Origin of the sequence: Bacillus sp. JAS24-2, assembly GCF_008274905.1 — a bacterium.
Taxonomy (GTDB): domain Bacteria; phylum Bacillota; class Bacilli; order Bacillales; family Bacillaceae_G; genus Bacillus_A; species Bacillus_A cereus.
In genome coordinates this window covers 3,205,981-3,229,414 of sequence record NZ_CP031068.1, presented here as the reverse complement: position 1 = coordinate 3,229,414, position 23,434 = coordinate 3,205,981, and the positions used below count along the sequence as shown (strand labels likewise).

Sequence of the window (23,434 nt, the reverse complement as noted above, 5' to 3'; positions counted from 1 at the left end):
TTACATAAGCGGCGATAATAAAGTGTCCAATTATATGGAACAAACATTTGAGATAAATTGTCTAATATAGGTAATAACTATTTAGCTTGAAAGAAAGGGTTGATAACATGAAAAAGAATACGTTGTTAAAAGTAGGATTATGTGTAGGTTTACTAGGAACAATTCAATTTGTTAGCACAATTTCTTCTGTACAAGCATCACAAAAGGTAGAGAAAATAGTAATAAAAAATGAGACGGGAACCATTTCAATATCTCAGTTAAACAAGAATGTATGGGTTCATACGGAGTTAGGTTCTTTTAATGGAGAAGCAGTTCCTTCGAACGGTCTAGTTCTTAATACTTCTAAAGGGTTAGTACTTGTGGATTCTTCTTGGGATGACAAATTAACGAAGGAACTAATAGAAATGGTAGAAAAGAAATTTCAGAAGCGCGTAACGGATGTCATTATTACACATGCGCACGCTGATCGAATTGGCGGAATAAAAACGTTGAAAGAAAGAGGCATTAAAGCGCATAGTACAGCATTAACTGCAGAACTAGCAAAGAAAAATGGATATGAAGAACCGCTTGGAGATTTACAAACCGTTACAAATTTGAAGTTTGGAAATATGAAAGTAGAAACATTTTATCCAGGGAAAGGGCATACAGAAGATAATATTGTCGTATGGTTACCGCAATACAATATTTTAGTTGGAGGCTGTTTAGTGAAATCTACGTCCGCGAAAGATTTAGGAAACGTTGCGGATGCTTATGTAAATGAATGGTCTACATCGATTGAGAATGTGCTGAAGCGATATAGAAATATAAATGCAGTAGTGCCTGGTCATGGAGAAGTAGGGAACAAAGGATTACTTTTACATACATTGGATTTATTAAAATAAGAAATTGTAGAAATACAAAAGAGAGGAGAAATAATTTTCTCCTCTCTTTCTTCTAACTATATTTAAATGCTGAATCTGTTGATTACGTCAGCATATATTACTGAGATTTTAATTCCAAGTATACAAATACTAGTACTGTCATAATTGCTATAACAACATAAGTAGCATCAAGCATTATAAGTGTTTTTAAAGTTTCAGTCATCGTAATTCACCCCTGTTATAAAAATATAACATGATCTTTTTATTGATTAGATAAGAGATCATAAAGATAAAATGTATATGAAATTTCTTAAGTAGCTTCTATATAAATATATCATATAAATAATGTAAGTAATGTTAAGATAATGTAAATGTATTGTAAATAAAAAGGTTTACAATAAAGACTTTAATAAAAAATGATAGTTCCTTAAAATGACAAATACGCTCTTCTTTCTATTGAATGATAGAAAGAAGAGCGTATTTTTATGTCTATTTTCATATGTGATGAATTGCAACTATTTGTACATGGGATTCAAAAATTTTTTTCGTTGTATATATTTCTCCAAATTAATTAGCTATTTAAAAGTATCGAAAGATGTGTGCACACTAATGCATATTTTTTAGTGTCAATAAAAATATTATGTCAACAATATGAACTGTCACAAATCTTTATATATTATTGTGATTGATATCACATCACTTTTTTTCAATGGGTATTATGCTTAAGGTGTAATGAATGATTGGGAGAGGGTGGGATGATATGTTTTGTTATCAATGTGAACAAACGCCAGCAGGCGGATGTAAAGTAATGGGTGTGTGCGGCAAGAATGAAACGATTGCGAGTTTACAAGATACGATTGTGTTTGGGCTAAAAGGAATTGCAGCTTATCGCACACATGCTGCTCAGCTAGGATATACGGATGCATTTGTAGATGCTACAACACAAGAAGCTTTATATATGACATTAACAAATTCTAACTTTAACGAACAAGAGCATATTGATATGGCTATGAAAGTGGGGAAATCAGCTTTACGGGTGATGGAATTATTAGATGAGGCACATACGAATCATTTTGGTGTGCCAGAGCCTGTACAAATTACACAAAATCGTGTAGAAGGTAAAGCAATTGTAGTTACGGGTCATAATTTATTTGCACTAGAAGAACTATTAAAGCAAACAGAAGGAAAAGACATTAATATTTATACGCATTCTGAAATGCTACCAGCACACGGATATCCGCAGCTGAAAAAATATAAACATTTAAAAGGAAACATCGGTAAGGCATGGTATGATCAAAGACGCCTTTTTGAAAAATTTACTGGTGCCATATTAGCTACAACGAACTGTGTTATGCCAATTAAAGGCTCGTACTCTGATCGATTCTTTTCATATGACATTGCAGGTTTAGAAGGTGTACAAAAAATTGAAAATGATGATTTTACACCATTAATTCAAAAAGCACTAGAACTTCCAGAAGTACATATGGAGTCGGATGAACAGTTAGTGACAGGGTTTCATCATAATACAGTATTATCATTAGCTCCAGAAATTATTGATGCAGTAAAAGAGGGGAAAATAAAGCGTTTCTTTGTTATCGCCGGTTGTGATGCACCGGGAAAAGGCGGAGAATATTATCGTGAATTAGCAACGTCACTTCCGCCAGAAACGGTTATTTTAACAACTTCTTGCGGGAAATTCCGCTTTAATGATGTGGATTACGGTGTTGTACCTGGTACGGAAATTCCGCGTTACATTGATTTAGGACAGTGCAATAATTCAATTTCTACAGTGAAAATAGCGGCTGCTTTAGCTGATGCTTTCCAATGTGAAGTGAATGAATTGCCAGTAAGTATTGTGCTATCATGGTTTGAACAAAAAGCGGTTGCCATTTTACTCGGGCTATTTAGTCTTGGGATTCAAGATATTCGCATCGGTCCAAAGGCTCCTGAATTTATTTCACCTGGCGTGCTTGATGTATTACAAGAAACATTTGGTTTAAAACTAATTACAAATGCAGCAGAAGACATGGCTATGATGTTATCGTAACGGAAAAGATGTTTTCACTTAATTGTAGCTTTATAAATCATTTGTATGTGTGTGAGTAAACGTACATACAAATGATTATTAATAAAGAAAATCGCTATATCTATAAATTTTATAAAGCTTTTAAAGTGTAACACCACATGCCCATCACCTTAAGATTTTAAGTATCCCCAAAACGAAATTTCTACATGAATATCTATAATTTTACCTCTTTTTCATTTGATTTGAAAATAAGCTTTCTATTTTTAAAAACCAACGATACCACCTCAAATTATATGAATAAAATCCATTCATTTATTAGGAAAATGGATTGAAAATAATAAGGTAGACTAAAAAGTAAAATATTATTTATGATAATCATTCTTTTATAAAATTTAAATTGGAAATAGCCCTACTCATTTTGATTGCGCATTTTCAAAATGGAGGGGCTTTTCTTACTGTAAAATCAATAACTGCAGCTTATTTTGTTGAAAAAATTCTCATTCTTATTTTGAAAGTGATATGGGTACATTTACATGCACATCAATCTTTTATGATGAAGTGGCCCTTGAATATATTATTTTTTATTGACAGACATAAAAATGATTTATTTGCTATATTGATAATTTATAGACGTTATAATAAAATGTTTACGTATATGTAAACTTAATTTATTCTTGTTTGGTTTTATTGTGAGGTTAGGCAGTGTTAATAACAATAAAATAATGAATATATCACCTGCAAAAAGAATGCAACCAATACGGAGAAGATGATTTCGTTAAAAATTCGAAAAATAAGCGTTATTAGCTCTTGAAGAAAAATGACTAGAAAAATTATAAGCATATGGAAAATAGGGTTATACAAAAAGTCCTAAAGGGGGACGGAATTATGGAGAAAAGAAAGTATTCAGTAACACCACAAGATCGAATGAATTATGTATTAGGTCTTTATTCTGCAGATCAACAAATTAATGCAGTTCTTTATTTTCCTGTAGGTATATCCAAGGAAATACTTGAAGAATCAGTAAGGATAACGTTGCAATTGCAACCAGTTTTGAACAGCCGGTTTGTAGAAAATGATATTCCTTACTGGGAGGAACATTCATCTGACACTAACTCATCTATTTGCTTTTTTGCAGAAGGAAATAATCAAGAACTTGAAATAATGGCAATAGATTTTATTAAGGAACCTGGTGATCGTATTCAGGGGCCTATGGTTCAAACGAAATTATTACGGGGCACTACAACAGATATGTTAGTTGTGAAATTGTCTCATCTATGTTCAGATGGTGCAGGAGTCAAGGAATATATTAAATTGCTTGGAATGATATATACTCACCTTTCATTGGGACGGTCTAAGAAGCAAATTATAAAGGAATTTGATGAGGGAAATGAGAGTTGTCGAGATCAATCACATGTATTCAAATACGCTGGAATATCGGACATAAAAAGTGCGTATCGTCCTAACCAAGAACAACAGGCATCGTTATGGTCTTTTCCATCTCAACCTAACAAAAATAAATTTCCCCAAATGTCCGTACGGCGATTGAGCCATGAGCAAACTCTACGTTTAACCCAATGGACAAAAGCTCAACAGGCTACCTTGAATGATGTAATCATGACTGCATACTTCCGAGCTTTATCACATTTCACTGTGTATGCAGAACCTCGCACTGCAGAAAAAATGATTGGCTTGACAATTGATTTACGTCGATATCTGCCTAATAATACAACTGGTGCTATTTGCAACTTATCCGGTATGGAAATGCCAGTGATTAAAATGGAAGACGATGAAACATTTAAGCAGACTCTTGTTCGAGTTAAACAATCAATGGATAAAATAAAGTCTCAAAATCCAGGTCTTTCTTCAGCAGCAGGAATGGAGTTACTGGCAGAAATGAAGCTATCTACAGTGAAGGAAATGTATAATCAGCAATATGAACAGGCTGTACAGATGGGGATGGCGTTGCCATTACTGACAAATTTGGGAGTAATCGCTGAGGAACCTATTCAGTTTGGTGAAATTCAAGCTGAGGACGGGTATATGACATCACCTATTATGTATGCACCATTCTTTTCAATGGGAGCAAGCTCTTATAATGGAAGGCTTACATTTACGATCGGTTATCATGCGCCGGATACATCAAAAGAAAAGGTAGAAAAATTTTTAGATAGTGTTGCTAATCAACTATCAGAAATAAAATAAAAGAGAATATAGAGAACAGATTTCTAATAGAATTGTATTTTGGAGGCTCGTATCATGTACGGATAATCTCTGGAAATTTTCTCTGACCGCACTTGCCTTTATGCTTTATATGCAATGGGAATGGTAGGGAGAAACAATTTGTATCGTGAAAAAACAAGATATAACGGTATGAAAACAATAAAGCAGAGATGATTTAAATTACACTTTGAATCAGCTCTGTTTTACTAGTTTGATGGCCCTTACAACAAAAAAGGAGGCTGTATCCGGTTAGGGTAAAGCGGATTTTTAATTTTTTTGAAAATAAAGTTGACATCCACAACTACTTAGTCATACAATGTAGTTGTAATAAGTAATACTGAATAGTGTGGTTTTACTCAAAAGCTATTCAGTAAAAAATTCGCCTTAGTACTCTGTGATACTGAATATAAGTCAGACAGAATAGGGGGTAAAGGAGGATCAGGACATGGAAAATTTAACTGAAATGCTAAAAGGTTCACTGGAAGGGTGTGTACTGGAAATCATCAGTCGCCGTGAAACGTATGGCTATGAGATTACCCGCCATCTGAATGATCTTGGGTTTACCGAAGTTGTGGAAGGTACGGTGTATACCATCCTTGTACGATTAGAGAAGAAAAAGCTTGTGAATATTGAAAAGAAACCATCAGATATGGGACCGCCTCGTAAGTTTTATTCATTAAATGAAGAGGGCCGCCAAGAGCTTGAATTGTTTTGGAAAAAATGGGATTTTGTATCGTCAAAAATTAACGTCTTGAAGTCAAAATAGGTTCATAAGATAAAATGTTCCGGCCGATACTTTGGGAATTTCTTGTTCGGTTTTATAAAAAAGGAGGAAAATAAGATGTTAGAAATGTTTAAAAAGTTAATTGGTGATAAAAAAGAGTACAAAATGATGATGGCACGAGTTGAGGCTCTGCCAGAGGACTACCAATTTGTATTTAAGAAAATTCAAAACTACATGTGGAATTTCTCAGCGGGTAACGGGATGGATATGTTACACATACAGTATGAATTAATCGATTTGTTTGAAGCTGGTGCAGCAGAAGGAAGACAAGTGCTTGACATTACTGGGGATGACGTGGCTTCCTTTGCTGACGAACTAGTGGCAAATGCTAAAACTTACGTCTCCAAGTATCGTGAAGATTTGAATGAAAGTATTATGAAGAAATTGAGAAAAAAATAAATGGAATAAGTAATACCGACTGATTAGCTGGTTACACATATGAATTGCCACCATAGCTATTCAGTTATATTTTTAGCTTGGTACTAAGTGATACAGAATATCAGTGGTACTAAATAGATAGAGGTAAATAAATTATCTCCGCAAAACATTTTTATAGGGAGGAAAAAAGTATGAGTAATGCAGCGATTTCTATAAAAGGCTTGAAAAAATCCTTTAAAGACAAGGAAGTTTTAAAAGGGGTAGATTTTGAGGTGCAGCGTGGAGAAATTTTCGCGCTGCTAGGCTCAAATGGAGCGGGAAAGACGACAACGGTTAACATCCTTTCGACGCTAATGAAGCAAGATAGCGGTGAAGTAAGTATTTGCGGATTTGATGTACAGCGTCAACCAGACCATGTTCGTCAAAGTATCAGTTTGACAGGGCAGTTCGCAGCTTTAGACGGTATGCTGACAGGGAGGGAAAACTTGATAATGATCGCCAAATTACGTGGTGTTTCCAATCCCGCTCAAGTTGCTGACAATTTACTTGCAAGATTTAGCCTGACTGATGCGGCAAACCAAAGGACAGATCAGTATTCAGGCGGGATGAAGCGCCGGCTTGATATCGCGATGAGTTTGATTGGGGCGCCAGCAGTTATTTTTCTTGACGAACCAACGACTGGACTTGATCCTGAAGCGCGAATCGAAGTGTGGGATACAGTCAAGGAACTTGCTGGTAGCGGTACAACTATTTTGCTTACGACTCAGTACTTGGAGGAAGCAGAACAACTGGCAGACCGTATCGCTATTTTGCATGGCGGAAAAATTATTACGACAGGTACTCTTGCTGAACTAAAAGAGATGTTCCCGCCAGCAAAAGTGGAGTATATCGAGAAGCAACCGACATTGGAAGAAATATTCCTTGCGATCATTGGCAAAAAGGAGGAGATGTAAATGAAAAGTAAAACAGGTGTATTACTAGGTCGTTTAATGCGTAACATTATGCGCAGTCCGGATACAATTATTACAGTAGCGATTACACCGATTATGATGATGCTATTATTTGTCTACGTGTTTGGCGGCGCAATAAAAACTGGAACGGAAAACTACGTTAATTATTTATTGCCGGGAATTTTGCTAATGGCTATCGCATCCGGTGTAGCTTACACTTCCGTGCGACTCTTTACGGATGTAAAGAGTGGGCTGATGGCACGTTTCATTACGATGCCTATTAAGCGCTCATCGATATTGTGGGCTCACGTTCTAACCTCTCTTGTTGCTAATGTACTTACTATCGTGGTGGTTATTCTTGTTGCACTCTTAATGGGTTTCCGTTCCAGTGCTAATATTCTAGATTGGCTCGCGGTAGCTGGGATACTTGGGATGTTTACGCTGGCGCTAACATGGCTCGCTATCATTCCAGGATTGAAAGCGAGGTCTATGGAAGGGGCGACTGCTTACTCGTACCCGCTAGTTTTTCTTCCATTTATTAGTTCGGCCTTTGTGCCTACCGAAACGATGCCAAAAATTGTTCGTGCGTTTGCAGAGAATCAGCCTGTAACTTCAATCGTGAATGCGATTCGTGCTCTTTTATATGAAGGAACTGTTGGAAACGATATTTGGATTGCGCTCGCTTGGTGCGTAGGTATAATGGTCATCTCTTACTTTTTCGCCAGTAAAGCATTTAAAAGTCAGTTAGGGTAAGAAACGAGATAAACGAAACCTTCAGGAATAATATATATTTAGAAAAGCACGGGAGATTTTCCGTGCTTTTATTATTTATCATGCTCTCATTGTAGTAAATGAAATGGTATTTAAAAATAGAATAATTGTCCAGTGATAAAGCTTAATATTTGAGGCTCACTGCTTATGGAATGTATAAGCACACTCGTTTTTGTAAATCTGCTAATACTTCATCGGGTATTTCTTTGATTTTAATATCCTTCCCTAGAAAAAGCAGCCAATTTATTATTTCCGTCACTTCATCGGGATTGTTAACATTGATAAAAGTTTTTAAAATGGCTGTGGATTGGTAAGGATTAGTATAAGATATTGAAATTTTTAAAGGATGGTATTTTTTGAACTGGGCAATTGCTGTCGGACCAAGTTCAAGTACAAGGTTAATTGCTTCAGCCTTCTTACTTAGTTTTTCTAAAATCTTTTTCTTATTGAGCCTTTTATTCGTCGTGTATGGTTCGATATTGATGAGATCATCGACAGGAAACATTAACTTCTTTTCTTCTTTTAAGTCAAATCCTTCAATAATCCAATGGCTTTTTTCTTGATAAAGGTGTAATAGATAAATTGGATAAGACTTAATTTCTTCATCTTTTTTAATGGTAATCAATAAATGGTTATCCAAAAGAAGGATTTGAATGAGTTTTTCTAACATAGGATGGGGGAGATCAGAAAGCTCAAGTAGATCGGGATTATGAGGATTAGTTCCTTGGAACAGCAAGAGTTGATTTAAAAGAACAAGGTCATCCTGCTGGGTTTCTGAGATGAGTCCTAGTAGTTTTTCGGCTAAAGATTGACGACTCTTTAGGTAGGGAAGTTGTTGATTCCTCGTAGCCATAAAGGCAATAAAAAGAGCTTTCACTTCATTATCAGTAAAGCGAACAACGGGCAGGATAGAATTATGCATAACAAAATATCCACCCGTTCTCCCAACTTCAGCGACAAGTGGCATTCCCATAGCTTCAATTTCTCTAATGTCTCTAATAGCTGTCGATCTTGATATGTTAAATTCTCGTATGATTTCAGAAATTGTAAAGTGGGAGCGGTTGTTAATATATCGCATAATTGTATTAATACGTTCAATTTTTTTCATTTTGGTCTCCTAAACAGTATCATTTTTTGACATGGTTTAAAGATATTATAAATGTATCAGATGAAAAGATAAATCGTTTGATTAATAAAAAAAGAGGCAGGTTTTGCATATGAAAAATTATACTATAGAAGAAAAAGATAGCTTTATTGTGTTAGGTATTGGAACTGAAATTAAGAGTGAATATACAGACTTTGCTGGAATAAATAAAGAAAAGGAAGCCTTTTGGTCGGCTGTTAAAGAAGATGGAAGGCTGGACACTTTAAAAGCTTTAGCGACAAATGAATACATTTTTTCTGTGAGCGAAGCGGTGAATAACAAAATGATGTATTATGCGGGTGTCATGACAGAAGCACAAATAGAAGAAGAATCTAGAGTGATTCAGTTTCCGAGGGGAGAATACTTAGTAGTAAAAGGGGAAGACAAAACAGCTGAAGAGTTAAGTAATAAGTTGACTGGCATCGCCTTCGGTCAAGCTTTACCAGATGCAAATGAGTTTGCTTATGTTGGTGGACCAAATACGACGGTTGAGATGGGGAAAAGAAACGGCTTAGTGTTTGGTGAAATGTGGATTCCAGTTGTAAGGAAGTAAAGTGATAAAAGATACGAATATGGGAAGTAGAGGCTAACAATCTTGGATTGTTGGCCTTTTTAACATGAATATAATATTCATATGTCTATTGTATTTTTTGCGGCAAGATTAAATAGCTTTTTTGTTACTTTACAATAAAGTATACTTAATATCAGTAATTCATATAATTAGGAGTGGTTTCTATATTTAGAGAAAATACAAAAAGGATACTTCTGTCATTAGTAACAAATCCAATACTAATAATTGTATACGGGATCTTTTGCTATGAGTTGGCCTTATACTGTAAGTACGGAAGAATGAATTATAATATTTACATTTTGTTATTATGTATAGTACTTTTTATATCCATAACTACATTTACTACAATGCGGGTGATAAAAAATAGAGAATATGAATTTAAAAAATTAACAAATTCAATAGCATGGGGATCCATTTCTATTATCATTATTGTTGCAATTACATCATTTTATGGGATGCAGATTTATAAAAGTGCAATAAATTACAATGGAAAATTGGCGTGGTTTATAGAAAAGTTAAAACATGAAAGGTCAGTTAAACTTAAACATAATAATATATATAAATCTGGAGTAGAAGGTATTTTTGAAGATATAAATAAAAAATATCCTTTGCCAAAGAAATTGTATATGGCAACTGATTTTGATCTTACATTTCATTCAGATGGAACAATCACAGCGTTTGATACATTTGTTTATGGGAAAAATGTTGATGGGAAAGAAGAAACTTATTTAATCTCTTATAATAAGAAGAAATCAGAAGATATTACTATAATACGAGATGGATATGCAAAGCCTGATTATAATGATGATAAATTAGTAGAACCTTTAATTAAAACGGTTAAGGCGATCCCAGTTAAGCAAACGGTCAAAAAATGGAATGAAAGTAAGTATGGGTTGATTTATTATGGAAAAAGAAATTGGGGATCCAATACAGAGGGAATTATTAATATTACTGAGGATGGTAAGAGGCAGAGTGTTAAAGAAGCAGCTTCTGATATCATTGGATATACTGTATCTATATTTGTCCCTGGAAAAGAGAAAGAGCTAGTCCCTGCTAGATATAATTTAATAAGTGACGCAAGTTGGAGTAAATCAAAGACGCCTCCAAAAGAAGATATGCTTAAAGAGAAGGAACAACAAGATTTAAAGAATGAAAAAGAACAGTTTTTCCTATCGAAAGAAGTTGGTTATAAACTAAATATGACAGATAAAGCATTAGGGAGCGCCTTTTATTCATTAAGCAAGACTAGTGATGAAGGGAAAACATGGGAGGTTATCAATCCAGACCCATTTAATGGGGGGATTGGTAGTGTATCAGGAATCATTTTTATAAATGATAAACTTGGGTTTTTAGGAGCAATTAGGCCTTCTGGTAATGAAGGAGAGTTATATCGCACAGATGATGGGGGAGTATCTTTCAAAAAGGTAGAATATCCGCCGCATGAAGTGAAATTAGATCATACACAGTCCACAATAAGTCCTTTTGATTCTCCTAGTATGCCATATGAGAAAGATGGGGTTTTTAATATGTTAGTTGGACAAGGGGCAGATGGAGACTACAATGGCGATAGTAGTGCACTTTATCAATCAAAAGATAGCGGAGAAACATGGGAATTTGTAGAAGAAGTGAAAAAGAAATAATCAGAATGTCTTTTTGAAAAATAAGGTAACTACTGAGCTATACATTTCATTTAGAAGTTTGGTAAGGAGTACAGTTCCAGCCATGAAGATAAAAATGGATCTATACCTCGCTGCCTTTCTTTGTTTTATTTCTTATGCTTACTATCAACGCTATATTTATAGAAAGGTATTTTGGTGATATACAAAAGTGGGTTCGAAATATTACATGTTGCTTTGCTTTATTTGTAGTAGTTTTAGTAGCTCTACGGATAGGTTACTTTTGACTCCAAAGATTGCTATTTTGTATGTATCACTTCTACCTCAATTTGAAGATCCAGAGAAGGGGTCATTACTTTTTCAAGGTGCAGTTTTGGGCCTTACGCAAATCATTGTTAGCTTTATAGTTAACCTTGTAATTGTATGTACAGCAAGTAAAATTGCGAAATGCACACGCCCAACGGCAGCGTTGGCTTATGGCAAGTGTTTTAACGGGGCTTGCTGTACGTCTTGCTTTTGAACGTCGACAGTAAGAGCCTCTTTACCTTCAGTTTCTATAATATAACCTAATAAATATTAATATAAGTTATGTATAACAGATATTTACCTTATAAAATAAGGGGGGCATATTATGACTGAGACAAACGAATCTTCAGGAGTCAATTTGAAAAAAGATGTGAAGTTTTCTATTATAATTCCTGCACACAATGAAGAAAAGTACATTAGAAAATGTTTAGATTCAATTGCAAAGGCATCAGAGGCATATAAAGAGCAAACGGAAGTTATAGTTGTTTTAAATCGTTGCACAGATAAAACAGAGGAAATAGCAAAATCTTATAATTGTGTTACATTGAAAAATAACGATAAAAACTTATCTAAAATTCGAAATGCAGGGGCTAAAATAGCTAATGGAGAAATAATCGTCACTATAGACGCTGATACCATAATGACAGAGTCTATGTTGTCTAATGTAGATAAATATTTAGCTTCAGGTAAATACATTGGTGGTGGGGTAAATGGAAAGTTTGAAAGAATATCTTTAGGAATATTTCTCTCCGCAATGTTAATAATCATCCCCTTACTTTTTAAGTACGGAGCTATATCTGTAGGGATTTTTTGGTGCTATAGAAAAGACTTTATGGCAATTAACGGATTTAATGAAAACATGCTTATGGCAGAAGATGCAGATTTCGCTAAACGGTTAAAAGAATGGGGAAAGAAAAATAATAAGAAATTCGGTACTATTAAAAATGGAATGATAACTTCATGCAGAAGATTTGATACATATGGAGACTGGACTTTACTTAAAAATCCAAAAGTAATTTTAGCTTATCTAAAAGGAAATGATAGAAAATACGCAGATAAGACATATTATGATAACCAAGAAAGATAAAAATGGAGAAAACCGGTAGAAAATAGTTAGTGCTTTTTTAGATATAATGAGAATCCAACTTAATTTAATAGATATTATAAGAAAACCATCAATTTGATTACCCTTTTTCAAATTGATGGTTTTTATTTTTGAAATAAATATGTATTTTTTTATGAAAATATTTTTTGACCCCCATAAAACTTTGTACTCCTCCGAATATGTATAGTGAAAAAAATAAATAGAAGAAAAATGACTATGAAAGAATATAGAAGTATTAATAAAATTACTAGATTAAGTGGCATCCAAAATGGAAGGATGAAATTACCAATTATATAGAGAAGAGTTATTCAAGGATTGCAGATAAAATAGAAAGAGAATAAGCAAAACGAACGGTAGAAAATAAGAAAGTAGATAAAAATACAAACTTAACTTTAGTGCCGAGAGAAAAGGAAAATTATTAAGAAAACGTTGGGAAAAGTTAGACTCGAAAAATATAACTAACAGCAAGAAAACAAGACCGAAGAAAAGTACCAAGAAAATCTGGTTAAATGGTCACTTGTGTAGTGGCCATTTTGCTATTTGAAGGAGGCTGGGAGATTACAAGTGTTGAGTTTAGTAATGAAGATCTTAAGAAAACCGAAAATAGAAGATATCGTATGTAACATACAAAACAACGAAGAAGACAAAGAAGCGTTTATCGTACAGTATCAGCCTTTTATTAGAAAATCAATCTCATCTGTCTGCCGTCGATATATTACAGAACAGGATGATGAATATAGCATTGGATTGTTTGCTTTTAACGAAGCAATTGAACAGTATTCCTATACAAAAGGAAAATCCTTTTTAGCGTTTGCTGATCTTCTTATAAAAAGAGATGTAATTGACTATATACGTAAGGAGTCTAAACATAACTTTGTCTTTTTAAAAGAAGATGAGCAAGAGGAAATGTTAGAAATGCAAGTGTCGCTTACGGAGTATATGAAAGAGATGGAAAATAGTAACCGTAAGGAGGAAATTCTTCATTTTCAAAGTGTGCTAGCTGAGTTTAAAATCACATTCTCAGAGCTTGCTAAAGAATCTCCTAAGCATCGTGATACACGTGAGCACTTAATAGAAATTGTGAAAATAATTATAAAAGAAGAGGAAATGATGGAAGAGCTGTTCCGAAAGAAAAAGTTACCGCTTAAACAGATTGAACCGCGTGTTAGGGTAAGTCGTAAAACGTTGGAACGACATAGAAAATACATTATTGCAATGTGTATTATTTTTGCAAACAACTATACATATATTCTGGATTACATAAGAGGGGAAAAGCATGATGAATAAAGGAATTGTGATGGATATAAAAAAGCATAGCGTAGTTGTTTTAACACCAAATGGAGAGTTTATTACGTGTAAAAGAAAAGGGGATTCTTGCATAATCGGGGAGGAAATCTCGTTTGATGAGCAAGAACAAAAAGCATCGCATTTTTCGATTCCTTCCTTTTTAAAGCCTGCATCAATACTTGTTGCTTGTTTTCTATTTGCAGTGCTGTTTTTCTACAACCAACCAGAAGAAAAAGTATTTGCTTACGTCTCAGTTGATATAAATCCAAGTTTAGAGGTGAGCGTAACAAAGGATTTTCGTGTTATAGATTTGCAGGCTTGTAATGATGATGGAAGGCGTATTTTAAAAGAATTGAAGCAATGGGAAAATAAACAATTACAAGAAGTAATACGTACTATTATAAAGCAAAGTCAAGAGGATAGGTATTTAACGAATGATAAGCAAGTTATGCTAACAGCTGTTGCAAAGGACAAGGCACTAGAACCACTTTTGGAAAAGGCAATGAAAGAATTAAAGAAAGAATATGAGCTAAAACATATTACAGTTGAATATCAAAGTAGCACAATGCAAATACGAGAGAATGCTAGAAAAGCTGGAATTGGCACAGGTGTTTATATAAAGCAAGAGAATGAGAAGAACAAATCACTTTCGCCTCCTGTCACCCCGTCTAATCCGGTGGTAAACGAAGAAGAGGTGCAATCACACCCGGAGTCATCTCCTGATGCAACACTCGATTTGTCTCCTGTAAAAGAAAAAAAATATGAAAAGCAAGAGCAGAAAGAACAAAAGAAAACAGAGGAACAGCCATCGAAGCAAATAAAAGAAAACAATGGAAGAGGATCTCAGCAAGAAAATAGAGGGAATCAACAGGAGAATAACAGTAGAGAAGCTCAACAAGGAAATAATGGGAATCAGCAAGGGAACAACGGAAGAGGATCTCAACAAGGGAATAATGGAAATGGGCAAGGGAACAACGGAAGAGGATCTCAACAAGGAAATAATGGAAATGGGCAAGGGAACAACGGAAGAGGATCTCAACAGGGAAATAACGGAAACGAGCAAGGGAACAATGGAAGAGGATCTCAACAAGGAAATAATGGAAATGAGCAAGAGAACAATGGAAGAGGGTCTCAACAAGGGAATAATGGAAATGGGCAAGGGAACAATGGAAGAAATCCTCAACAAGGAAATAATGGGAATCAGCAAGGGAACAATGGAAGAGGATCTCAACAAGGGAATAATGGAAATGGGCAAGGGAACAATGGAAGAGGATTTCAGAAAGAAAATGACGGAAACGAGCAAGGGAACAATGGTAGGGGGTCTCAACAAGAAAATAGAGGCCACCAGCAAGGGAATGAAAAGAAGAATCAATAGAATATGGAAGTGAGAGATTCACTTCAAAGCTAAAAGGATTTATTCCGCTATTTGCTGGGCAGCCCGATTGGTGAGGGCTGATGATTAGTGGGGGGGTGAACAAAACCCCCACTGATTAAAGTTGCACTTTAATATTCTATAGTTCTATTAAGAAGGAGTATGTGAAAAATATAATGGAGAAAAACATTCAACAAGAGAAAGATAAAGAAAAACCTGTTTTTTATGATCCGAAAGGAAGGAGAAACATAGCCTTTATTTGGTTTCTATGTATCTCAATAGTTAGTGTAAGTGTTGTATTTTATTTTTTCTTTCAAAGTATTTTTTCAACACCAGAAATTCCAAATATGAATACCGCTGTACAACAAGATACTAAACTTGTACCAATTAATCAAAAACTTAGTGATCAGCAGTTAAAGGAGGAAGCATTTAACCCAAATACCGAAACGAAGGATAATAAAAATTTGGTGAATCCGCCGAAGGATAGTAAACATCCTAAAGAAGTGTATGGTTTTTATGTAAACTGGGATGAAAATAGTACCGCTTCTTTAAAAGAAAATATCGATTCATTAACTACGTTAGTACCAGAGTGGTATCATTTAAAAGCAGATTTAACGATTAGAAGTGAGATAAAACCTGAGATAGTAAAGTTGGCAGAAAAAAATCAAGTGAAGATTATGCCTTTGCTTACTAACTATACTGAGGAAGCTTCTGGTCCTGATAGTGGGCTAATTCATAAGTTACTTAGTTCCTCAAACGATGTAAAGACAAAGTTTATTAATGATTTAGTAATCCAAGTTAAAAAAAATCAGTTTTCAGGTATTAATATTGACTTTGAGGCCGTACCTGAAAGTGATAGAGAAAACTTAACAAATTTTATGAAAGAACTTACTAAGGAATTTCATGAACATGATTTGCTCGTTACACAAGATGTTCCAGCTAATGATAAGGCTTTTGATTATAGTGCGTTAGCAAAAATAATAGATCGAATGATTGTAATGATGTACGATGAGCATTATGGAGCGGGGGAACCAGGACCAATTGCTTCAAATAAATGGTTCCAACATACATTAAAAGAACTGAATATTCCGTCTAATAAACTTATAGTTGCTTTCGGTAACTATGGATATGATTGGGAAGTAAATAGTAAAGAAGCTGCAAAGTCTATGACTTTCTCAGAAGTTATGGCAATGGCTCATGATTCAAATATAAAAATTCAATGGGATAAGGTGAGTGGAAATCCGTATTTTAGATATAAAACAGGAGAGAAAGAACATACTGCTTGGTTCTTAGACGGTGTTACTCTTTATAATCAAGTGAAAATCGCAATGGACAATCATGCAAAGGGGTTTGCGCTATGGAGATTAGGAGCAGAAGATCCTACAATATGGAAAGTTTTAAAAAATCCTATTGAGGTACAAAAAAATCCTAATGTATTACATAAAATCAGTAGTTTAGATGAAGTGAATTATTCTGGACAAGGTGAAATTTTACAGATTGAGAATGAAAGAAAAAATGGATTGAGAGATTTTAAAGTAGGCAAAGATGATTATATTACAGATGAAGTATATCAATCCTTACCATCTGCATATGAAGTGCAACGATATGGAAAACCAAATGGGAAACAAGTAGTATTAACATTTGATGATGGACCAGACCCGAAATATACGCCAGAAATATTAGATATATTAAAAGAGAATCAAATAAAAGCTGCTTTTTTTGTACTTGGTGAAAACGCGCAACTAAATACTAGTATTGTAAAAAGAATATACGATGAAGGGCATGAAATTGGCAATCATACTTTCAAGCATCCTAACATAGCAGATACGTCTTTACTACGAACGAAAGTAGAACTTAATACGACGCAACGTTTAATTCAGGAAGTAACTGGACATTCTACGGTTTTATTTAGACCGCCATATGAAGCGGATGCTAACCCGGATTCATCAAATGAAATATTGCCTATTTTACGTGCACAAAATATGAACTATACAATGGTAGCGGAAAAAGTTGATCCCGAAGACTGGGCAATACCATCAACAAATGAATTAGTAAAGCGTGCTCTTAATCCCATTTATAAGGGAGAGGGAAATATTATTCTTCTCCATGATGCGGGAGGGAACCGTACACATACAGTAGAGGCGCTCCCAATTATTATTAAAGACCTAAAAAAGCATGGATATAGTTTTGTAACAATTTCAGATTTAATGAATAAAGAACGAGATGAAATCATGCCTCCTGTTTCTTCTGAGGGGAAGCAATATTTGCTTTACAATAAAGCTGTCTTTTCAGGGGCAGGATACTTTAAGCATATATTAACAACTATTTTTTATATTGCTATTGGATTAGGGATTTTTCGATTTTTATTCTTAATTTATTTTGCATGGAAGCAGAAAAGAAAAACGTTATCTCGCTATATTAATTCGTCCTATCAACCTTTTGTTAGTGTTGTCATAGCAGCATATAATGAAGAAAAGGTGATAGCCAAGACAATTCACTCAATTTTGGATAGTAATTATAGAGAATTTGAAGTTATTGTTGTGGATGACGGATCGACAGATGGTACGTCAAAAGTAATGAAAGAAACATTTTATAAACACCCTAAAGTTCGTTTCATTCAGAAAGAAAACGGCGGGAAATCATCGGCAATGAACCTAGGGTTTCAACAATCGCGAGGAGAAATCATTGTCACTTTAGATGCGGATACTATTATTGCGCAAGACGCCATTTCTCTAATGGTTAGACACTTTGAAAATCAGAATGTAGCTGCAGTTTCAGGTAATGTCAAAGTGGGGAATAGACGGAATTTGTTAACTACTTGGCAACATGTTGAGTACATTACAGGGTTTAATTTAGAACGTAGAGCTTTTGATGAGTTAAATTGTATTACAGTAGTTCCAGGAGCTATTGGGGCGTGGCGCAAAAAGAATGTAGTTGAATCTGGATATTTAAGCGAAGATACGTTAGCAGAAGATACGGATCTTACTATTACATTTTTACGTCAAGGGCATAGAATTGTATATGAAGAAAAAGCGCATGCTTTTACGGAATCACCTGAAGATGTGAAAAGTCTCATTAAACAGCGGTATCGTTGGTCATATGGTACACTTCAATGTCTTTGGAAACATCGAAAAGCGTTATGTAATCCAAAGCATAAAACATTAGGATTTATTGCACTGCCTAATATGTGGTTATTCCAATATGTGCTGCAATTCATTGCTCCTTTTGCAGATATATTAATGATTATAGGACTATTTAGTAGTAATCCGCTAAAAGTTTTAGGATTTTATCTTGTTTTCTTTTTAATGGATCTTCTCGCTTCTCTGTTCGCATTTAAATTAGAGGAAGAGAACCCAAAACCATTGGCATGGTTAATTTTACAACGTTTTATTTATCGCCAATTTATGACTTATGTTGTCATTAAATCTATATTCTCATCGCTTCGAGGAGTAGCGGTAGGGTGGAATAAACTAAAGAGACTGGGGAGTGTTAAACATTCCACGGAACATAAGGAGGCATCATAAAAGAGCAGACTATCTGCTCTTTTTTTCATTGGTTTTAGTTAGTTGAATGTAGAGTTGTAGTATAAAAACTGCTGCTTCTATAATGAGATTCCTATTCATCATTAATGGTGAGACATTATGTTAAGCTAATCCTTTAGTTTCGGATTAAAGTTTTTTTATATTTTTTTAAAATGACGGACACAAAAACGCATATACCTCCGAATTATATATATGGATAACATAAATATGTATATAAAAGGGGAGAAATAAGATGAAAGAAAAAAAAGAAATGTTTCAAGAAATCGCTGAGGTGTTAAAGGTATTGGCGCATCCAGTTCGTCTATCTTTAGTAAAAATAATGCTTGCAAAAGGTCCTACTAATGTAACAACAATGTATGGGGATTTACAAATGCCTCAAAGTACAATTAGTCAACATTTATCTAAACTAAAAGCTGCTAAAATGATTACAGGTACTCGGAAAGGATTAGAAATTTATTATGAGGTAACTGACAATCGCACAAAATCAATATTAGCATGTTTAGTTTAAATGATGATTTCTATTTCAAAATAAAAAGCGCTATTCTTTTCTATGATTTTACAGAGAGAATAGCGTTTTTTATTTTTAAGGAGTATCTTTTTATTAGCTTGATGGTGAAAGGGTATTATCTCTAAAATACAAAAATATTGATTTCGCTTTTATTCTTTCTCAGGGGTTTGAGCTCAAAAGGTCGACTATCACTTTGTTTCCAATGAACTGGACAGTGGAAGAACTTATATTTTTGAATAGAGGGCATTCTATGTTTTTGATATATTAATAGTTGGGGAACAGAAATAAGGGGGATATAGAAATGGAATTATTTGATTACTATAAGCGAAAAGGAAAGATGAAACTGTTAATTGGGACGGGTATTTTTATTCTTGCTTTATGCGCTGTATATGAAGATTGGGGACATATTAATTGGGGGCAGTTTATATTTTTTGTTATCGCTGCTTCTATCTTTTTGGGAATTGGATTTTGGCAGTTAAGAAAAGGAAAGTTGATACAAAAGAATATGATAAAAAGTAATGCAACATTTTGGGATGTTGATACTTTAGTTGTATTAGAATTACCAAAACGAAACAAGCAATTTGGTTTATATCATCCTGATGGTAAGTATATAGCAGGAACAAAGATGGTTTCATCAAATATTCTTTTTTCAGTAATACCTTTTTTACATAATAAAGATGTTTACGGATTAGAAACGAGTAGCGGGGAAATTCTAGCTTATTTTCATACTGAAGTGGACGGATATGATTGGGTAATTTATGACTCGAATTATAACCAAATTGGTATGTTTAAAGAAAAAATGATACAAGGATTTACTATGATACGAGGTACTTTGATGACAGATAAAGCCACAAAATTGTCAGATGTAGAAGTTGAGTTTGATTTTATTCAAAGTACTCTCCGTACAATAGACGGACGTACATTAGCGATTGGTAAGCAGGGATATATGCCTATAGAATGGAGTGAAAGGTTCATGGGTTTAAATGTACCTACTATTACCTTAGGTTCTAATGCGTCTAATAATGAAAAAATTCTCGGTTTAGGGGTGCTTCTTTATAGCTTACGTACAATTGAGATTAGAAAAAGTAGAGCGAGCGTTTAATGAGGCGGAAGTAGTGTTTATATGCGAAACTTTATAGAAATCTCATTTTTCTAATTGTATCTTTTTAGATTGATGGATGTGGGGTCACGTCCATCAATCTAAGAAAACAAGTTAGCTAAAAAATGATGAAAATAAACTTTATAGAAATAAAAAATATGAACGTAGAGGATTAAACAAAGTATATAGTGCTTTTTTAGTCATGTAATCTTTTAATCTGATGATCTTTTCCCCATTCAAACAGATTATCCATTATTTGCATTAAAGATTTTCCGTATTCACTTAGTGTGTACTCAACCTTTGGTGGAACTTCTTGATATACGGTACGATAGATAATCCCATCAGCTTCAAGTTGCCGAAGTTGTTGTGTAAGAACCTTTTGTGTAATGTTTGGGATTTCTCGTTTAATTTCATTTGTTCGCATTTTTCCATCCGACAAAATACATAAAATATGAACTTTCCATTTTCCACCGATTACATCGAGTGTTGTTGCAATTGGGCAATTATCATTTTGATTCATATAACACCTCCACAGGTACTTTAAGGTTCCTATAGCACTTTAAAGTACGTACTTTTCAATTATATGTGACTCATTCATACTAATACGTAAAGGGTTGAATAATTTATAAAGGGGATGAAAAAAGATGAAAACACTTGTAATTGTAGCACATCCTGATATTGAAAAATCAAAAATTAATAAAAGATGGATTGAAGAACTTGAGAAATATTCGGATGAAATTACGGTACATGAATTGTATAAAGTGGCACCGAATTGGGAGTTTAATATTGAAGAAGAGCAAAAGTTATTAGTAGAACATGACAGATATATATTTCAATTTCCGCTTTACTGGTACAGCTCACCACCATTATTAAAAAAATGGTTCGATGATGTATTAACATATGGATTTGCGTACGGATCTAAAGGAGATAAAGTGAAGGGGAAAGAATTTGGTGTAGCTATTTCTATAGGTGGATTAGAAAAAGACTATGAAAATAGTGGAATTACAATGGATGAGTTGACGAAACCATTCCAAGCTACATGCTTATACACAGGTATGGAATTTATACCTTCCTTTTATTTATATGGTGCAGAATATAAACTAAGCGATGAAGAGATTGATAAAAGTGCACCTGAGTATGTGCAATATGTGATGAACAAGAAGTATTCTAATATATAATGGGAAATATCCATTTACTTGTAAAGTAAATGGATATTTTATATTCTTCTTATATTCACTAAGTGTAATCTTTAGTAAATTAATAGTTAATCTGGTAAAATAAAAAACCTAACATATATAAAGGGGAGTTTTACTTGAGAACGATGCGACAATTATTACAAAAGAGAGCAATGCAATCACCAAATTTGGAAGCGCTTGTAGGGGGGAAGAAAAGATATTCGTTTCAGCAATATAATGAACGAGTAAATCAGTTTGCACATTATTTGTTACATAATGGTGTGCAAAGAGGAGATCGTATAGGAATACTATGCAAAAATAATCACCCATTTCCAAGCGTTATGATGGCAAGTTTAAAAATTGGAGCGGTATTTATTCCGCTAAATCATCAGCTGACTGTTTATGAATTAGAAACGATTGTAAAAGAAGCGAAATTAAAAGTGTTAGTTATTGATGAAGAATTTAATGAAGTGTTATTAAAGGTTGATGCTGTTAAAGAAATTCCTTATGTAATTCAAACAACAAAAGAAGACTTTGGTTCATTTGAATTAGAGTTGCAAAAACAGCCAACGACAGAACCGAACGTAGAAGTTCATGAAGAAGACGATGCCATTTACTTGTTTACATCAGGAACGACTGGACAGGCAAAAGCATGTGTAATTGGACATAAAAACTTACATCATTATTTTGCTGAAATTGCGGGACAAAGAGAAATCCCAGCAGGTGAACGCTTTTTATCTGTGCATCCATTGTTTCATATGAGTGGCGTGCTTTCTATTTTAAATTGTATTTATCATGGCGTTACGATGATCTTCTTAGCTGATTCGAATCCTGCTCTTATTTGGGATAAGATTGAAGAAGAGAAAATTACTACGATGCTTGCTTTCCCAGCTGTTTATAGTTACATGCTTGATGAACTAAATAAAAAAGAACGTAACATTTCAACCTTTAAAGTAGCACAAAGCGGTGGTACAAAAGTGCCAGAAACACTCATTCAAAAATATATGGAAAAAGGCATATATATGGTGCAAGGCTATGGTAGTACAGAAGGTTGGGTTGTAACCTCATGGCATCCAATGATGGGAAAAGAAAAGATGTCTTCTGTAGGAAAGACCTTGAAAAATGTAGAGGTGAAAATTGTTCACCCGGAAACAGGACATGAACTAACAACAAATGAAGTTGGAGAGATTCATGTGAAAAGTCCATACATGTTTAAAGGATATTGGAATAATGAAAAGGCAACAAAGAAGGTAGTAAAAGATAACTGGTTTAACATGGGCGATGCTGGCATGATAGATGATGATGGATTCCTGCATATTATGGGAAGATATAAAGACGTTATTATACGCGGTGGTGACAACGTATATCCAGATCAAGTAGAAGATGTTATTCATGAAATACATGGTGTTTTAGAAGTTGCAGTAGTTGGAGTTCCAGATGACTTTTGGGGAGAGGTTCCAAGAGCTTACATTGTGAAGGATGGCGAAACAACATTAACAGAAGAAAGTATTCTTCAGTATTGTAAAGAGAAGTTAGCAAGTTACAAAATTCCAGAAGTGGTATTCTTAGAAGAGTTACCGAAAAATGCTTTAGGGAAAGTGTTAAAGAGGGAATTAAGAGAAAATGTACTTGTAAAATAAAAAACTATTAGATAATGAGGAATCCAGTTATGTACAAAGCATAACTGGATTTTTTGTTTATGGTTCTGTTAGTAGATATC

19 protein-coding genes and 2 pseudogenes are annotated in these 23,434 nt (G+C 34.2%); 19 read left to right on the top strand and 2 right to left on the bottom strand.

Translation table 11 applies throughout. The annotated features are described in order from the left end of the window. Window positions 1–107 precede the first annotated feature (107 nt). From bla2 to DN407_RS16670, 7 genes are all read left to right on the top strand, one after another. Window positions 108–881 (top strand): BcII family subclass B1 metallo-beta-lactamase, encoded by a 774-nt coding sequence (bla2, locus tag DN407_RS16700; RefSeq protein WP_149216504.1) that lies wholly within the window; start codon window positions 108–110, stop codon window positions 879–881. Window positions 882–1,620: 739 nt separating this feature from the next. After that, window positions 1,621–2,907: a hydroxylamine reductase gene (gene hcp, locus DN407_RS16695; RefSeq protein ID WP_016512509.1), complete on the top strand. Its 1,287-nt coding sequence runs from the start codon at window positions 1,621–1,623 to the stop codon at window positions 2,905–2,907. An 864-nt stretch (window positions 2,908–3,771) separates the two neighbouring features. Next, complete coding sequence (locus tag DN407_RS16690) at window positions 3,772–5,088, top strand: condensation domain-containing protein (RefSeq protein WP_000415482.1); 1,317 nt, start codon at window positions 3,772–3,774, stop codon at window positions 5,086–5,088. Window positions 5,089–5,551: 463 nt separating this feature from the next. Further along, window positions 5,552–5,872: a PadR family transcriptional regulator gene (locus DN407_RS16685; protein ID WP_000429488.1), complete on the top strand. Its 321-nt coding sequence runs from the start codon at window positions 5,552–5,554 to the stop codon at window positions 5,870–5,872. Window positions 5,873–5,947: 75 nt separating this feature from the next. Continuing rightward, entirely contained in the window at window positions 5,948–6,289 is a 342-nt protein-coding gene (locus tag DN407_RS16680; protein WP_000891986.1) for a DUF1048 domain-containing protein, read from the top strand. 170 nt (window positions 6,290–6,459) lie between these two features. Beyond that, window positions 6,460–7,221: an ABC transporter ATP-binding protein gene (locus DN407_RS16675; protein ID WP_149216503.1), complete on the top strand. Its 762-nt coding sequence runs from the start codon at window positions 6,460–6,462 to the stop codon at window positions 7,219–7,221. After that, window positions 7,222–7,971 carry an ABC transporter permease gene (locus DN407_RS16670; protein ID WP_098381876.1) on the top strand — a complete coding sequence of 250 codons (750 nt, stop codon included), beginning with the start codon at window positions 7,222–7,224 and terminating at the stop codon, window positions 7,969–7,971. A 163-nt stretch (window positions 7,972–8,134) separates the two neighbouring features. On the opposite strand, the gene DN407_RS16665 is transcribed toward DN407_RS16670, so the two are convergent. After that, window positions 8,135–9,097 carry a helix-turn-helix transcriptional regulator gene (locus DN407_RS16665; RefSeq protein WP_097814378.1) on the bottom strand — a complete coding sequence of 321 codons (963 nt, stop codon included), beginning with the start codon at window positions 9,095–9,097 and terminating at the stop codon, window positions 8,135–8,137. Between the two features lie 109 nt (window positions 9,098–9,206). Between DN407_RS16665 and DN407_RS16660 the strand changes: the two genes are divergently transcribed. The 10 genes and pseudogenes from DN407_RS16660 (at window position 9,207) to DN407_RS16610 (ending at window position 20,542) form a co-directional block, all read left to right on the top strand. Next, on the top strand, window positions 9,207–9,686 hold the full coding sequence (locus DN407_RS16660; protein WP_000801032.1) for a GyrI-like domain-containing protein: 480 nt from the start codon (window positions 9,207–9,209) through the stop codon (window positions 9,684–9,686). 173 nt (window positions 9,687–9,859) lie between these two features. Then, window positions 9,860–11,344: a WD40/YVTN/BNR-like repeat-containing protein gene (locus tag DN407_RS16650; protein WP_347402725.1), complete on the top strand. Its 1,485-nt coding sequence runs from the start codon at window positions 9,860–9,862 to the stop codon at window positions 11,342–11,344. Window positions 11,345–11,451: 107 nt separating this feature from the next. After that, window positions 11,452–11,607: pseudogene (locus DN407_RS16645) on the top strand (DUF3963 domain-containing protein); the annotation flags it as partial. Further along, a pseudogene (locus DN407_RS32175) lies at window positions 11,601–11,853 on the top strand (LysE family translocator); the annotation flags it as partial. The pseudogenes DN407_RS16645 and DN407_RS32175, both read left to right, overlap by 7 nt. Window positions 11,854–11,951: 98 nt before the next feature. Then, window positions 11,952–12,713, top strand: coding sequence for a glycosyltransferase family 2 protein (locus tag DN407_RS16635; RefSeq protein ID WP_000141006.1), 762 nt, complete (start codon window positions 11,952–11,954; stop codon window positions 12,711–12,713). A 582-nt stretch (window positions 12,714–13,295) separates the two neighbouring features. Then, complete coding sequence (sigI, locus tag DN407_RS16630; protein WP_002101143.1) at window positions 13,296–14,018, top strand: RNA polymerase sigma factor SigI; 723 nt, start codon at window positions 13,296–13,298, stop codon at window positions 14,016–14,018. Continuing rightward, the gene (locus DN407_RS16625; protein WP_149216501.1) at window positions 14,008–15,393 is read left to right on the top strand and encodes an anti-sigma factor domain-containing protein; all 1,386 of its coding nucleotides are present in this window, start codon (window positions 14,008–14,010) and stop codon (window positions 15,391–15,393) included. Before sigI ends, DN407_RS16625 begins: the two co-directional genes overlap by 11 nt. Before the next feature lie 173 nt (window positions 15,394–15,566). Further along, a complete protein-coding gene (locus tag DN407_RS16620) occupies window positions 15,567–18,914 on the top strand; it encodes a trifunctional glycoside hydrolase family 18/polysaccharide deacetylase/glycosyltransferase family 2 protein (RefSeq protein WP_000414299.1) in 3,348 nt (1,115 codons plus the stop codon). A 250-nt stretch (window positions 18,915–19,164) separates the two neighbouring features. Beyond that, complete coding sequence (locus DN407_RS16615; protein WP_149216500.1) at window positions 19,165–19,440, top strand: ArsR/SmtB family transcription factor; 276 nt, start codon at window positions 19,165–19,167, stop codon at window positions 19,438–19,440. A 301-nt stretch (window positions 19,441–19,741) separates the two neighbouring features. Then, entirely contained in the window at window positions 19,742–20,542 is an 801-nt protein-coding gene (locus DN407_RS16610; RefSeq protein ID WP_044584716.1) for a hypothetical protein, read from the top strand. Between the two features lie 193 nt (window positions 20,543–20,735). Here DN407_RS16610 and DN407_RS16605 read toward each other — a convergent pair whose 3' ends face one another. After that, window positions 20,736–21,059, bottom strand: coding sequence for a winged helix-turn-helix transcriptional regulator (locus DN407_RS16605; RefSeq protein WP_001072981.1), 324 nt, complete (start codon window positions 21,057–21,059; stop codon window positions 20,736–20,738). A 124-nt stretch (window positions 21,060–21,183) separates the two neighbouring features. Between DN407_RS16605 and DN407_RS16600 the strand changes: the two genes are divergently transcribed. Together DN407_RS16600 and DN407_RS16595 are read left to right on the top strand one after the other, a co-directional pair. Then, window positions 21,184–21,717 (top strand): NAD(P)H-dependent oxidoreductase, encoded by a 534-nt coding sequence (locus DN407_RS16600; RefSeq protein ID WP_000855231.1) that lies wholly within the window; start codon window positions 21,184–21,186, stop codon window positions 21,715–21,717. Window positions 21,718–21,860: 143 nt separating this feature from the next. Continuing rightward, window positions 21,861–23,354, top strand: a complete 1,494-nt coding sequence (locus tag DN407_RS16595; RefSeq protein ID WP_098926313.1) for a class I adenylate-forming enzyme family protein — start codon at window positions 21,861–21,863, stop codon at window positions 23,352–23,354. The last annotated feature ends 80 nt before the right edge of the window (window positions 23,355–23,434 follow it).

Excerpts from the sequence above, each read along its gene's own strand:
- bla2 (WP_149216504.1), top strand. The coding sequence starts at position 108 with ATGAAAAAGAATACGTTGTTAAAAGTAGGATTATGTGTAGGTTTACTA.
- hcp (WP_016512509.1), top strand. The coding sequence starts at position 1,621 with ATGTTTTGTTATCAATGTGAACAAACGCCAGCAGGCGGATGTAAAGTA.
- DN407_RS16690 (WP_000415482.1), top strand. The coding sequence starts at position 3,772 with ATGGAGAAAAGAAAGTATTCAGTAACACCACAAGATCGAATGAATTAT.
- DN407_RS16685 (WP_000429488.1), top strand. The coding sequence starts at position 5,552 with ATGGAAAATTTAACTGAAATGCTAAAAGGTTCACTGGAAGGGTGTGTA.
- DN407_RS16680 (WP_000891986.1), top strand. The coding sequence starts at position 5,948 with ATGTTAGAAATGTTTAAAAAGTTAATTGGTGATAAAAAAGAGTACAAA.
- DN407_RS16675 (WP_149216503.1), top strand. The coding sequence starts at position 6,460 with ATGAGTAATGCAGCGATTTCTATAAAAGGCTTGAAAAAATCCTTTAAA.
- DN407_RS16670 (WP_098381876.1), top strand. The coding sequence starts at position 7,222 with ATGAAAAGTAAAACAGGTGTATTACTAGGTCGTTTAATGCGTAACATT.
- DN407_RS16665 (WP_097814378.1), bottom strand. The coding sequence starts at position 9,097 with ATGAAAAAAATTGAACGTATTAATACAATTATGCGATATATTAACAAC.
- DN407_RS16660 (WP_000801032.1), top strand. The coding sequence starts at position 9,207 with ATGAAAAATTATACTATAGAAGAAAAAGATAGCTTTATTGTGTTAGGT.
- DN407_RS16635 (WP_000141006.1), top strand. The coding sequence starts at position 11,952 with ATGACTGAGACAAACGAATCTTCAGGAGTCAATTTGAAAAAAGATGTG.
- DN407_RS16625 (WP_149216501.1), top strand. The coding sequence starts at position 14,008 with ATGATGAATAAAGGAATTGTGATGGATATAAAAAAGCATAGCGTAGTT.
- DN407_RS16620 (WP_000414299.1), top strand. The coding sequence starts at position 15,567 with ATGGAGAAAAACATTCAACAAGAGAAAGATAAAGAAAAACCTGTTTTT.
- DN407_RS16615 (WP_149216500.1), top strand. The coding sequence starts at position 19,165 with ATGAAAGAAAAAAAAGAAATGTTTCAAGAAATCGCTGAGGTGTTAAAG.
- DN407_RS16610 (WP_044584716.1), top strand. The coding sequence starts at position 19,742 with ATGGAATTATTTGATTACTATAAGCGAAAAGGAAAGATGAAACTGTTA.
- DN407_RS16605 (WP_001072981.1), bottom strand. The coding sequence starts at position 21,059 with ATGAATCAAAATGATAATTGCCCAATTGCAACAACACTCGATGTAATC.
- DN407_RS16600 (WP_000855231.1), top strand. The coding sequence starts at position 21,184 with ATGAAAACACTTGTAATTGTAGCACATCCTGATATTGAAAAATCAAAA.
- DN407_RS16595 (WP_098926313.1), top strand. The coding sequence starts at position 21,861 with ATGCGACAATTATTACAAAAGAGAGCAATGCAATCACCAAATTTGGAA.